General features: G+C 72.2%; 11 protein-coding genes. 8 read left to right on the forward strand and 3 right to left on the reverse strand.

Features of this window, described 5'->3' with window-relative positions; all coding sequences use genetic code 11:
* Together VJR25_RS07815 and VJR25_RS07820 are read right to left on the reverse strand one after the other, a co-directional pair.
* The coding region (locus tag VJR25_RS07815; RefSeq protein WP_324114274.1) for an acyl-CoA dehydrogenase family protein at positions 1–356 on the reverse strand (356 nt) is incomplete at its 3' end.
* A 125-nt stretch (positions 357–481) separates the two neighbouring features.
* Positions 482–1,150, reverse strand: a complete 669-nt coding sequence (locus tag VJR25_RS07820; RefSeq protein WP_324114276.1) for a helix-turn-helix domain-containing protein — start codon at positions 1,148–1,150, stop codon at positions 482–484.
* Between the two features lie 136 nt (positions 1,151–1,286).
* Between VJR25_RS07820 and VJR25_RS07825 the strand changes: the two genes are divergently transcribed.
* From VJR25_RS07825 to purH, 7 genes are all read left to right on the forward strand, one after another.
* Entirely contained in the window at positions 1,287–3,011 is a 1,725-nt protein-coding gene (locus VJR25_RS07825) for an acyl-CoA dehydrogenase (protein ID WP_324114278.1), read from the forward strand.
* A 132-nt stretch (positions 3,012–3,143) separates the two neighbouring features.
* On the forward strand, positions 3,144–4,307 hold the full coding sequence (gene sucC / locus VJR25_RS07830) for an ADP-forming succinate--CoA ligase subunit beta (RefSeq protein ID WP_324114280.1): 1,164 nt from the start codon (positions 3,144–3,146) through the stop codon (positions 4,305–4,307).
* A 12-nt stretch (positions 4,308–4,319) separates the two neighbouring features.
* Positions 4,320–5,222 (forward strand): succinate--CoA ligase subunit alpha, encoded by a 903-nt coding sequence (sucD, locus tag VJR25_RS07835; protein ID WP_324114282.1) that lies wholly within the window; start codon positions 4,320–4,322, stop codon positions 5,220–5,222.
* A gap of 156 nt (positions 5,223–5,378) precedes the next feature.
* On the forward strand, positions 5,379–5,819 hold the full coding sequence (locus VJR25_RS07840) for a nitroreductase family deazaflavin-dependent oxidoreductase (RefSeq protein WP_324114284.1): 441 nt from the start codon (positions 5,379–5,381) through the stop codon (positions 5,817–5,819).
* Positions 5,820–5,887: 68 nt separating this feature from the next.
* On the forward strand, positions 5,888–7,123 hold the full coding sequence (locus VJR25_RS07845; protein ID WP_324114286.1) for a DUF6350 family protein: 1,236 nt from the start codon (positions 5,888–5,890) through the stop codon (positions 7,121–7,123).
* Between the two features lie 21 nt (positions 7,124–7,144).
* The gene (gene purN, locus VJR25_RS07850) at positions 7,145–7,756 is read left to right on the forward strand and encodes a phosphoribosylglycinamide formyltransferase (RefSeq protein WP_324114288.1); all 612 of its coding nucleotides are present in this window, start codon (positions 7,145–7,147) and stop codon (positions 7,754–7,756) included.
* A 2-nt stretch (positions 7,757–7,758) separates the two neighbouring features.
* The gene (gene purH / locus VJR25_RS07855; protein ID WP_324114290.1) at positions 7,759–9,366 is read left to right on the forward strand and encodes a bifunctional phosphoribosylaminoimidazolecarboxamide formyltransferase/IMP cyclohydrolase; all 1,608 of its coding nucleotides are present in this window, start codon (positions 7,759–7,761) and stop codon (positions 9,364–9,366) included.
* An 83-nt stretch (positions 9,367–9,449) separates the two neighbouring features.
* Here purH and VJR25_RS07860 read toward each other — a convergent pair whose 3' ends face one another.
* On the reverse strand, positions 9,450–10,877 hold the full coding sequence (locus tag VJR25_RS07860) for an NAD(P)/FAD-dependent oxidoreductase (protein ID WP_324114292.1): 1,428 nt from the start codon (positions 10,875–10,877) through the stop codon (positions 9,450–9,452).
* Between the two features lie 105 nt (positions 10,878–10,982).
* On the opposite strand from VJR25_RS07860, the gene VJR25_RS07865 reads away from it, so the two are divergent.
* On the forward strand, positions 10,983–11,953 hold a 971-nt coding region (locus tag VJR25_RS07865), incomplete at its 3' end, for a bifunctional transcriptional activator/DNA repair enzyme AdaA (RefSeq protein ID WP_324114293.1).

Genomic DNA, 11,953 nt, shown 5'->3' on the forward strand with positions numbered 1-11,953 from the left:
AGCGCGAGACCGCCCTGCACGGCGAGCACCGTTCCGAGCGATCCGTCGCCGCGCGAGAGCTCCATGTTCACGAGCCCGGCGGCCAGCGGCGACAGCTCCGTCAGGTCGGGATGCCGGATGCCGTCGACCACGAGGTCGAGCTCGCCGAGGCGGCGGACGACGTCCAGGGGGTACTCCGCGGGATCCCAGGCCTGCAGCATCCGGTCGCCGATCTCGTCGACGAACGCCCTCGCCCGGTCCCACGCGGCGCGGTCGGCGTCGGGGATGCCGGTGAAGACGGCGTAGTAGTCGGTGTCGAGGCGCCGGGTGACGTCGTACGCGGGCACGCGCTCGCCCGGGAGAGTGCGGGAGGTCATGCCGCCCAGGCTACGCCGATGAGACTCGGTATCGCCAATCGTGAGACTGAGTACCACGCCTCGCTGCCGCGCAGGTCAGCTGGGCAGGCTGCCGCGCGGGTCAGCTGGGCAGGCTGCCGCGCAGGTCAGCTGGGCAGGCTGCCGCGCAGGCGCCGGGCGACCTCGGCGGCCGGCATCCGGCGGGGGAACACCGCCACCACGACGTCGTCGGGCGACGGCGGGGGCTCGGCCGCGACGCCGAATCGGTGCAGTGCCTCGTCCAGGGCTTCACGCAGCACGGCCACCGGCACGCGCTTGGTGCCGCGGATGAGCCGCCGCAGCACGTGGTTGTGGATGGCGGTCACCTCGGCCGCGAACGCCACCGCGATGAGCGGATCGAGGCCCGGCATGGCGTGACGCAGGTACTCGTCGAACAGCCTCTCGTAGCGGAACACCGCGACGATCTCGCGCTCGCGCAGCGCCGGCACCTGCCGCACGACGGCGTAGCGGCGGCGCGCGAGCACCGGGTCGGCGGCGAAGTGCCGGTACACCTTCATGGACGCCTCGCACACCGCCTGCCACGGATCGCCGTGCGGACGGGCGAGGTCGGTGCGCAGCATGGTGAGCAGCACCTCGTGGTCGGCGAAGACGACGTCCTCCTTGCCGCCGAACTGACGGAAGAAGGTCGACCGGGAGACGCCGGCGGCCTTGGCGATCTGCTCGACGGACGTCTGCTCGAAGCCGTGCTTCGCGAACAGCTCCAGAGCCGCGGCGACGACGGCGTCGTGCGCGGCCGACGATGCGGCGTCACTCATACCGAAAGGCTATCCCGGGCGTCCCGCTCCCCGGAATCATGCGTCACGTGTCGACGCTTTGCGTGAGACTCGGTCGCACGTACACTGAACCGCAGTCTCATCGGATGCCTGTGGCATCCCCTGCGAGGAGTCGACGATGACCGCTGCATCCCCCTACCGTCCGCCCGTCGACGAGTACGCGTTCCTGTTCCGCGAGGCCTTCGGCGCCGACCTGCTCGAGCGCTCCACGGGCGGTGCGCTGACCGCGTCCGACGGCGCCGACATCGTCGCCGCGGCCGGCGAGTTCGCGGCATCCGTGCTCGCGCCCCTCGAGACCGTCGGCGACCAGGTCGGCGCGCGGCTCGTCGACGGGAACGTGCACCTGCCCGACGGCTTCGCGGACGCGTACCGACAGTTCGTCGCGGCGGGATGGGTCACCGCGGAGGCACCCGAGTCCGCCGGCGGCGACGGCCTTCCCGGGGTCATGCACGCGGCGCTCGGTGAGGTGTGGAACGCGTCCAACGCCGCCTTCGCGCTGTGCTGGGCCCTGACGCAGGGCCAGATCCTGGCGCTGGACGGCGCGGCCTCCCCGGAGGTGCGCGAGACCTACCTCACGAAGCTCGTGTCGGGGCAGTGGACCGGCACCATGAATCTGACCGAGCCGGATGCCGGCACCGACCTGGGCGCGATCCGCACCACCGCGACGCCCCGCGGCGACGGCACGTGGTCGATCCGCGGGCAGAAGATCTTCATCACCTGGGGCGACCACGACGTGGCCGAGAACATCGTGCACCTCGTGCTCGCGCGCACCCCGGACGCCCCCGAGGGCGCCCGCGGCCTGTCGCTGTTCGTGGCGCCGCGCATCCTCGTGAACGACGACGGCACCCTGGGCGAGCGCAACGCGATCACGACGATGGCGATCGAGCACAAGCTCGGCATCCACGGCAGCCCGACCTGCCAGCTCGCCTACGACGACGCCACCGGCTACCTCGTCGGAGAAGTCAACGGGGGACTGGCGGGCATGTTCGTGATGATGAACGCCGAGCGCGCCGCCATGGCGTTCCAGGCGACCGGCATCTCCGATCGGGCGTACCAGCAGGCGTGCGCCTATGCCGCGCAGCGTGTGCAGGGTGCGGTCATCGGACGGCCCGCGGGTGCGCCCATCGCGGAGCATCCGGACGTCCGGCGCCTGCTGCTGTCGATGTCGTCGCGCATCTTCGCGATGCGGGCGCTCGGCGTGCACGTCGCCGATCTGCTCGACCGGGCGGAGGCCGACGGCACAGGGCCGCTCGGCGGGTTCTTCGTGCCGATCCTCAAGGGGTGGGCCACCGAGGAGGCCCTGGGGATCACGAGCGACGCCATCCAGGTGCACGGCGGCATGGGCTTCATCGAGGAGACCGGCATCGCCCAGCACTACCGCGACGCCCGCATCATGCCGATCTACGAGGGCACCACCGCGATCCAGGCCAATGATCTGGTCGGACGCAAGGTGATCCGCGACGGCGGCGCGACCGCCGGGGCGCTGTTCGCCCAGATGATGGCGACCGTCGCGCGGCTCACAGAATCCGACGACCGGCGTGCGCGGGACATCGGCGCCCGGCTCGCGATGGCCGTGTCGCGGGCCGAGACCGCCACCGAGAAGATGGTCGGGTTCGCGGCATCCCCGCGCGACGCCTATGCCGTCAGCGTGCCGTACCTGACCCTGCTGGGCGTGCTCGCCGGAGGCTGGATGCATGCGCTCGCCGTCCAGGCGGTGCTCGCGCACGAGACGCCGTCGGGGGAGGATGCCGCGCGGCTGAGGTCCGCCGACTTCTACACGGCGCACCAGCTGCCGCGGGTCGGGGCTCTCGCGCAGACCGTGGCGTGCGGCGAGATCGCGTGAGCGCAGCCTGAGTGCCCGGCGTACGAGCCCGCAAACCTGCGGTAGTAGGCTGGGAGCACGGCCGATTTATCTTGATATCGAGATATCTCTCGCGGCCGCAATCCTGACATTCGCCAGAGCGAAGGAATGCACGTGGATCTCTACGAGTACCAGGCACGCGATCTTTTCGAGAAGTACGAGGTGCCGGTGCTCGCCGGCATCGTCGCCGACACCCCCGACGAAGTGCGCGCCGCAGCGGAGAAGCTGGGCGGCGTGGTCGTCGTCAAGGCCCAGGTCAAGACGGGCGGCCGCGGCAAGGCGGGCGGCGTCAAGGTCGCGAAGAACCCCGACGAGGCCTACGAGGCCGCGCAGGCGATCCTCGGCCTCGACATCAAGGGCCACATCGTCAAGCGCGTCATGGTCGCCGCCGGCGCCCGCATCGCCCGCGAGTTCTACTTCTCGGTGCTGCTGGACCGCGCCAACCGCTCGTACCTGTCGCTGTGCTCGGTCGAGGGCGGCATGGAGATCGAGCAGCTCGCCGTCGAGAAGCCCGAGGCCCTCGCCCGCGTCGAGGTCGACCCGGGTGCCGGAATCGACGCCGCCAAGGCGCTCGAGATCGCCAGGGCCGCGAACTTCGACGACGAGACCGCGGGCAAGGTCGCCGACGTGTTCGTCAAGCTCTTCAACGTGTACAAGGGCGAGGATGCCACCCTCGTCGAGGTCAATCCGCTGGTGCAGACCGAAGAGGGCGACATCATCGCCCTCGACGGCAAGGTCTCACTCGATGAGAACGCCGACTTCCGTCACCCCGACCACGAGGCGCTCGAGGACAAGTCGGCCGCCGACCCGCTCGAGGCGAAGGCCAAGCAGCACGACCTCAACTACGTCAAGCTCGACGGCCAGGTCGGCATCATCGGCAACGGCGCGGGCCTCGTGATGTCCACGCTCGACGTCGTCGCGTACGCCGGCGAGAAGCACGGCGGCGTCAAGCCCGCGAACTTCCTCGACATCGGCGGCGGCGCATCGGCCGCGGTCATGGCGGCCGGTCTCGACGTCATCCTGAACGATCCGCAGGTCAAGAGCGTGTTCGTGAACGTCTTCGGCGGAATCACCGCGTGCGACGCCGTCGCCAACGGCATCGTGGGCGCCCTGACCACCCTCGGCGAAGAGGCGAACAAGCCGCTCGTCGTGCGCCTGGACGGCAACAACGTCGACGAGGGCCGCCGCATCCTCGCCGAGTACGCCCACCCGCTCGTCACCATCGCCGCGACCATGGACGACGGCGCCGACAAGGCCGCCGAGCTGGCGAACGCTTAAGGAGCTGCAGACATGTCGATCTACCTCAACAAGGACTCCAAGGTCATCGTCCAGGGCATCACCGGCGGCGAGGGAACCAAGCACACCGCGCTGATGCTGAAGGCCGGCACGAACGTCGTCGGCGGCGTGAACGCGCGCAAAGCCGGCACGACCGTCTCCCACGTGGATGCCGCGGGCGACCCCGTCGAGCTCCCCGTCTTCGCGTCCGTGGCCGAGGCCATCGCCGCCACCGGCGCGAACGTCTCGATCGCCTTCGTGCCGCCCGCGTTCACCAAGGACGCCATGGTCGAAGCCATCGACACCGAGATCCCGCTGCTCGTGGTGATCACCGAGGGCGTGCCCGTCGGCGACACCGCCGAGGCGTGGGCGTACGCGAAGGCCAAGGGCAACAAGACCCGCATCATCGGCCCGAACTGCCCCGGCATCATCACCCCGGGCGAGGCGCTCGCGGGCATCACGCCGGCCAGCATCACCGGCACCGGCCCGATCGGCCTCGTCTCGAAGTCGGGCACCCTGACCTACCAGATGATGTTCGAGCTGCGGGACCTGGGCTTCTCCACGGCAATCGGCATCGGCGGCGACCCGGTCATCGGCACCACCCACATCGACGCGCTCGAAGCCTTCGAGGCCGACCCCGACACCAAGGCGATCGTCATGATCGGCGAGATCGGCGGCGACGCCGAGGAGCGCGCGGCGGACTACATCAAGGCCCACGTCACCAAGCCGGTCGTCGGCTACGTGGCCGGCTTCACCGCCCCCGAGGGCAAGACGATGGGCCACGCCGGCGCCATCGTCTCGGGCTCGGCGGGCACCGCACAGGCCAAGAAGGAGGCCCTCGAGGCCGCCGGCGTGAAGGTCGGCAAGACGCCGTCCGAAACCGCCGCCCTGATGCGGGAGATCATCGAGGGTCTCTGACCCGCGGACGCCCCGACGCCGCATTCGCGAGCCCTCATCCAAATACGCGAACCCTCACCGAAATAGCGCCTGCGGGCGTATTCCGGTAAGGGTTCGCGTAATTCGGGGAGGGTTCGCGGGGATGTCCGGGCGACCGCCGCACCCTACGCTGGGGGCATGCCACTGAATGGGGAATACCTTCCGTCGACGGCCGAGTGGGCGCGCACGCAGGCCGAGAAGTTCGAAGCGACCCGCGGTGCGGAGGCGAACGAGCTGCGCGGCAAGCCGATCATCGTGCTGACGACGGTGGGCGCGAAGACCGGTGCGCTGCGCAAGACGGCGCTCATGCGGGTCGAGCACGACGGCGAGTACGTCGTCGTGGCGTCCAAGGGCGGCGCCCACGACGAACCGAAGTGGGCGGGCAACATGCGGCGGCATCCGCATGTCGAACTGCAGGACGGCGAGGTCAAGCGCGACTACACCGCCCGTGAGCTCGACGGCGACGAGTACGCCGTCTGGTGGACGCGGGCCGCCGCGGCCTGGCCGCCCTACGACGAGTACCAGACCAAGACCGAGCGTCGCATCGCGCTCTTCCTGCTCGAGCCGCGCGAGGCGTGACCCGCATCCGACGGCCCGCCGTGGCCCTCGACGGCAGGAGCGCCTCGGGTCGGTAGGGTCGAACAGGCATGAACCGCCTGCTCGTCACCCTGCTCTCCGCCCTGGACGCCGCGATCGCGGCCGTCATCGGCGTGGCCGCCGCCGTGGTCCCGCTCGTGCTGCTGTGGCTGTTCGGGATGGGCGGCGCATCGTGGGCGGGCCTGTGGCCGACGGCCGCCACCGTCTGGCAGCTCGGCCACCTGGTGCCGATCACCCTGCACCTTCCCGCGCGGTATCTCTCGGCCACCGGCATCCCCGAATCGGCGGCCGCCTTCACCCTGTCGCTCGCGCCGCTCGCCTTCACCGCCTTCACCGCGATCTTCGCCGCGCGCTCGGGCAGCCGGGCCGTGCGTGCGGGGGAGGGCGTCGTCGGGGTGGGCGCCGGAACCGTCGTCTTCGCGGTGCTCGCGGGCCTCGTCGCGGCGACGTCCCGCTCGGGCATCGCGACGGTCAACGGATGGCTCGCCGTGTTCGTCCCCGCCCTCGTCTTCCTCGTCGGCGGGGCGCTGGGCGCCCTCGGCACCGCCTGGCACGACGGGGACGGCGGACCGGTCGACGCACTGCGCGCCCGCGTCGACGACCTTCCGCGCGGCTGGGGCCTGGTGCCCGGGGCGGCGCTCCGCGGCGCCGCGATCGCGCTCACCGGACTGGTCGCACTCGGCGCCTTCGCCGTCGCGCTCGACGTGCTGGTTCACGGCGGCCGCATCATCGGCCTGTACGAGGCGGGCAACATGGGCGTCATCGGGGTGACCGTCACCTCGCTCGGACAGCTCGCCTACCTGCCCACCATGATCGTGTGGGCGCTCGCGTACGTCGCGGGGCCGGGCCTCGTCTTCGGCGCGGGCGGGGCGGTGTCGCCCGCCGGCACCCAGCTCGGTCTCGTGCCCGGCATCCCCGCGCTGGGAGCCCTGCCGCAGCACGGGTCGGTGTGGCTGCTCGTCGTGGTGCTGCTGCCGGTCGCGGTGGGCGGCGTCACCGGGCATCTGATCCGCGCGCGTCTCGCCGACGAGCAGCCCGAGGGTCAGGATGCCCCGTTCGGCGTCCGCGCCGTCACCGCCCTCGGCATCGCCGTGCTGTCCGGCGTCGCGGCGGGGGTGCTCGCGGCTGCGGCATCCGGCTCGATCGGTCCCGGGCGGCTGGCCGACATCGGCCCGGTCTGGTGGGCTGTGGCGATCGCCGTCGGCGCCGAGGTGCTGGTGGGCGCGTCGATCCTACTGCTCGGCCCGCGCGCCGAGGACCGCGACCGCGGTATGCCGGCCGTCTGAGCGTCCCAGTAGACTGGGGCGGTGCTGACGGTCGCGGTTCTCATCTCCGGTACCGGTTCGAACCTGCGGGCACTGCTGGAGGCGGCCGACGCCCCGGGCTTCCCCGCGCGCGTGATCGCCGTCGGCGCGGACCGCGAGGCGGACGGACTCGCCCATGCCGAGACGTTCGGCATCCCGAGCTTCACCGTGCCGTGGGAGCAGTTCGGCTCCCGCGAGGAGTGGGGCGCCGAGCTCGCCGCGCAGCTGCAGGTCTGGAAGCCCGACCTCGTCGTGCTGAGCGGGCTCATGCGGCTGCTGCCGGCCTCCCTCGTGGATGCCTGGGCGCCCCGCATCGTCAACACGCACCCCGCGTACCTTCCCGAGTTCCCCGGCGCCCACGGCGTGCGGGATGCGCTCGCCGCCGGGGTGGCGCACACCGGAGCATCCGTCATCGTGGTCGACAACGGGGTCGATTCCGGACCGATCCTCGCCCAGGAGCGCGTGCCCGTGCTGCCCGGCGACGACGAGCACACGCTGCACGAGCGCATCAAGCCCGTGGAGCGTCGCCTGCTCATCGACGTCGTGCGCCGCATCGCGACCGGCGAGCTCGATCTGACCCAGACCTCCCAACCCGACCCCGCGACCCAGGAGTGATCATGGCCGGCCCCACCCACGACCCGTCCCTGTACCGCGAGCGCGACCTCGTGCCGGTGCGCCGCGCGCTGATCTCGGTCAGCGACAAGGCGGGGCTGCTGCCGCTCGCGCAGGCCCTCGCCGGCGCCGGAGCCGAGATCGTGTCGACCGGCTCGACCGCCGCGACCATCCGCGGCGCGGGCATCCCCGTGACCGACGTGTCGGAGGTGACCGGCTTCCCCGAGTCGCTCGACGGGCGCGTGAAGACCCTGCACCCCGCGGTGCACGCGGGCCTGCTCGCCGACCTGCGCCTGGAGAGCCACGAGCGCCAGCTCGCCGATCTCGGCATCGCGCCGTTCGAGCTCGTCGTCGTGAACCTGTACCCGTTCGTCGAGACGGTGGCATCCGGTGCCGTCGGCGACGCGGTGGTCGAGCAGATCGACATCGGCGGCCCCGCCATGGTGCGGGCGTCCGCGAAGAACTTCGCGAACGTCGCGATCGTGGTCTCTCCGGAGTCGTACAGCTCGGTCATCGAGGCGGTCGGCACCGGCGGCACCACCCTGGCGCAGCGCCGCGAGCTGGCCGCCCGCGCGTTCGCGCACACGGCCGACTACGACCGGGCCGTGTCGACGTGGTTCTCCGACGGCACGCTCGCCGAGGGCGAGGACCTGCCGCAGCATCTGACGATCCGCGCCGAGCGCCTCGCGACCCTGCGCTACGGGGAGAACTCGCACCAGCGCGCCGCGATCTACACCCGCACCGACGGGCACGGCATCGCCCAGGCCACCCAGCTGCAGGGCAAGGACATGTCGTACAACAACTACGTCGACGCGGATGCCGCCCTGCGCGCCGCGTTCGACATGGTGCAGCCGGCGGTCGCGATCATCAAGCACGCGAACCCCTGCGGCATCGCCACCGCGGCTCCCAAGGCTCCGGACCCCATCGCGTCGGCGCACCTGCGCGCGCACGAGTGCGACCCGGTGTCCGCATTCGGCGGCGTGATCGCCGCGAACCGCACGGTGACGCTGAAGATGGCCGAGAACCTGCGCGACATCTTCACCGAGGTGATCATCGCCCCCGGCTTCGAGCCGGACGCGCTGGAGCTCTTCAAGCTCAAGAAGAACATGCGCGTGCTGCAGCTGCCCGACGACTGGAAGCAGGAGCGCATGGACGTGCGCCTCGTCTCCGGCGGCCTGCTGCTGCAGGATGCCGACCGCTTCCCGGACGACGTGCTCTCCGTCGCCGAGAACTGGGAGCTCGTCTCGGGCGAGCGTCCGCCCGCCGAGGAGATGGAGCACTTCGTCTTCGCGTGGAAGGCGTGCCGCGCGGTCAAGTCGAACGCGATCGTGCTGGCGAAGGCATCCGCCACCGTCGGCATCGGCATGGGCCAGGTCAACCGCGTCGACTCGTGCCGCCTCGCCGTGGAGCGCGCCGGCAGCCGCGCCGCCGGATCGGTCGCGGCATCCGACGCGTTCTTCCCGTTCTCGGACGGCCCGCAGGTGCTGATGGATGCCGGGATCTCCGCCATCATCCAGCCCGGCGGCTCGGTGCGCGACCAGGAGACCGTCGACCTCGCCCGCGAGCGCGGCATCCCGATGTTCTTCACGCACGAGCGCCACTTCTTCCACTGACGCCCGCCTGGACCCCCGCCGGAGCTCGGTGACTTGCCCTGGATGTACGCCGCGCACGGCGTGTCGCGTACATCCAGGGCAAGTCAACGGCGGGGGGTCGGGCGTCCGTCGGCTTCGAGGAGGCGCAGCCACACCTCGCTGACCGTGGGGTAGGACGGGACGGCGTGCCAGAGGCGGGCGAGGGGGACCTCGCCGACGACGGCGATCGTGGCGGCGTGCAGCAGCTCGGCGACGTCCGGGCCGGCGAACGTCGCCCCGACGATCACGTCGCGGCGGTCGTCGATCACGAGGCGCGCCTGGCCGCGGTAGTGGTCGGCGGCCTCGGATGCCCCCGACACCCAGGACAGGTCGTAGTCGCGCACGCGCACCGGCATCCCGGTCCGCTCGGCGGCGGCCGCGCTGAGCCCCACGGAGGCGACCTCGGGGTCGGTGAACACGACCTGCGGCACGGCGGCGTGGTCCGCGGTCGCGGCGTGCACACCCCACGGCCGGGCGTCGACGACGGCACCCTGCGCCCGTGCCGCGATGACGTCGCCGGCGGCCCGCGCCTGGTACTTGCCCTGGTGGGTCAGCAGCGCCCGGTGGTTCACATCGCCGACCGCGTACAGCCAGTCCGTGTCGGCGACGAGCATGGTGTCGTCCACGTCGAGCCAGGCACCGGGCTCGAGCCCGACCGTCTCGAGCCCCAGGTCACCCGTGCGCGGCACGCGGCCGGTCGCGACGAGCACGGCCGCAGCCGAGACGCGGCGCCCGTCGGTGAGGGTGAGGGATGCCTCCCCGTCGTCTCCGCGCGCAGCGGATGCCACGCCCGCGTCGGTCAGCACGGTCACGCCGCGCTCCTCGAGGGCGGTGCGCACCAGGTCGCCCGCGAACGATTCGATGCCGGAGAGCAGCCGGCTGCGCACGATCATGGTCACCTGCGCGCCGAGGTCGCAGAACGCGGTCGCCATCTCGCAGGCGACCACCCCGCCGCCGATGATCGCGAGGGAGTCCGGGACCGCGTGCGCGCTCGTGGCATCCCGGCTCGTCCACGGATGGATGCCGGCGAGCCCGGGGATGTCGGGCAGCATCGCGGCGGATCCGGTGCTGACCGCGACCGCGTGCCGCGCGGTCAGGGTCGTCACCGTGCCGTCCGGTGCGGTCACCGCGACCTGCCGGATGCCGGTGAGGCGGCCGTGCCCGCGCACGAGGTCGATGTGCGCGTCCTCGAGCCAGGCGACCTGGCCGTCGTCGGTCCAGTCGTGCACGATCGCGTCGCGCCTGCGCAGCACCGCGGCGGGGTCCACCCCGCCGTGCACGGCCTGCTTCGCGCCGTCGACGTCCGCGGCGGCACGCAGCACGGCGCCGCTGCGCAGCAGCGCCTTGGACGGCATGCACGCCCAGTAGGAGCAGTCGCCGCCCACCAGTTCGCTCTCCACGATCACGGCGGAGAGCCCTGCCTGCACGGCACGATCGGCGACGTTCTCGCCCACGGGTCCCGCTCCGATGACGATCAGGTCGTATTCGGTCATCCCCTCACGCTATGCCCACCGGCCCGGACGGCGGGCCGCGGCAGGCGCCATCGCAATGTCCGATTTCCGCCAGCCGGGGCATCCTGCCGGTGCCAGACTGGACGCATGCCCACCACCTTCGACGACCGCTACCGCGCCATCTCGGCGCGGGACGCCCGCTTCGACGGGCAGTTCGTCACCGCCGTGCGCTCCACCGGCGTCTACTGCCGGCCGAGCTGCCCGGCCCGCACCCCGAAGCCCGCGAACGTCTCCTTCTTCGAGACGTCCGCGGCCGCCCACGAGGCCGGATACCGCGCCTGCAAGCGGTGCCTGCCGGAGGCGACGCCGGGATCGCCGGAGTGGAACCTCCGCGGCGACACCACCGGCCGGGCGATGCGGCTGATCGCCGACGGCATCGTCGAGCGCGAGGGCGTCACCGGGCTGGCATCCCGCCTCGGCTACTCGTCGCGGCAGGTCACGCGGCTGCTGTCGGCCGAGTTGGGGGCAGGGCCCCTCGCGCTTGCCCGGGCGCAGCGGGCGCAGACGGCGCGGATGCTTCTCGTCGGCACCGATCTGCCCGCCGCTGACGTCGCGTTCGGCGCCGGGTTCGCCAGCATCCGGCAGTTCAACGACACCGTCCGCGAGGTGTTCGGCCTCACGCCCACCGAACTGCGGGCGCGCCGCCGCTCCCACGAGGCCGAGGCCGCCGCGCCGGGCGCGATCGAGCTGATGCTGCCCGTGCGCGGCCCGTTCGACAGCGCCGGCCTGTTCGCCTGGATGGCGGCCCGCGCGGTCGCCGGAGCCGAGGTCGCGGGATCCGACTCGTACGCCCGCACGGTGCTGCTGCCCGGCGGACCGGCCTGGTTCCGAGTGACCCGGGTCGCGGACCGGATGCGGCTCGAGGCGCGGCTGAACCGGCTCAGCGACCTGCCGGCGCTCGTCGCCCGGGTGCGGCGCCTGTTCGACCTCGACGCCGATCCGCTCGCCGTCGACGGTGCGCTCGGGGCCGTGCCGGAGCTCGCCGGGGCGGTCGCCGCGGTGCCCGGCATCCGCGTGCCGGGATGCATCGACCCGCACGAGATGCTGATCCGCGCCCT

Origin of the sequence: Microbacterium sp. (assembly GCF_035277845.1) — a bacterium.
GTDB lineage: Bacteria > Actinomycetota > Actinomycetes > Actinomycetales > Microbacteriaceae > Microbacterium.

What these genes read in the sequence shown, in the direction of transcription:
- sucD (WP_324114282.1), top strand. Translation starts at nt 4,320, where the DNA reads ATGTCGATCTACCTCAACAAGGACTCCAAGGTCATCGTCCAGGGCATC.
- VJR25_RS07845 (WP_324114286.1), top strand. Translation starts at nt 5,888, where the DNA reads ATGAACCGCCTGCTCGTCACCCTGCTCTCCGCCCTGGACGCCGCGATC.
- VJR25_RS07825 (WP_324114278.1), top strand. Translation starts at nt 1,287, where the DNA reads ATGACCGCTGCATCCCCCTACCGTCCGCCCGTCGACGAGTACGCGTTC.
- VJR25_RS07860 (WP_324114292.1), bottom strand. Translation starts at nt 10,877, where the DNA reads ATGACCGAATACGACCTGATCGTCATCGGAGCGGGACCCGTGGGCGAG.
- VJR25_RS07840 (WP_324114284.1), top strand. Translation starts at nt 5,379, where the DNA reads ATGCCACTGAATGGGGAATACCTTCCGTCGACGGCCGAGTGGGCGCGC.
- purH (WP_324114290.1), top strand. Translation starts at nt 7,759, where the DNA reads ATGGCCGGCCCCACCCACGACCCGTCCCTGTACCGCGAGCGCGACCTC.
- VJR25_RS07820 (WP_324114276.1), bottom strand. Translation starts at nt 1,150, where the DNA reads ATGAGTGACGCCGCATCGTCGGCCGCGCACGACGCCGTCGTCGCCGCG.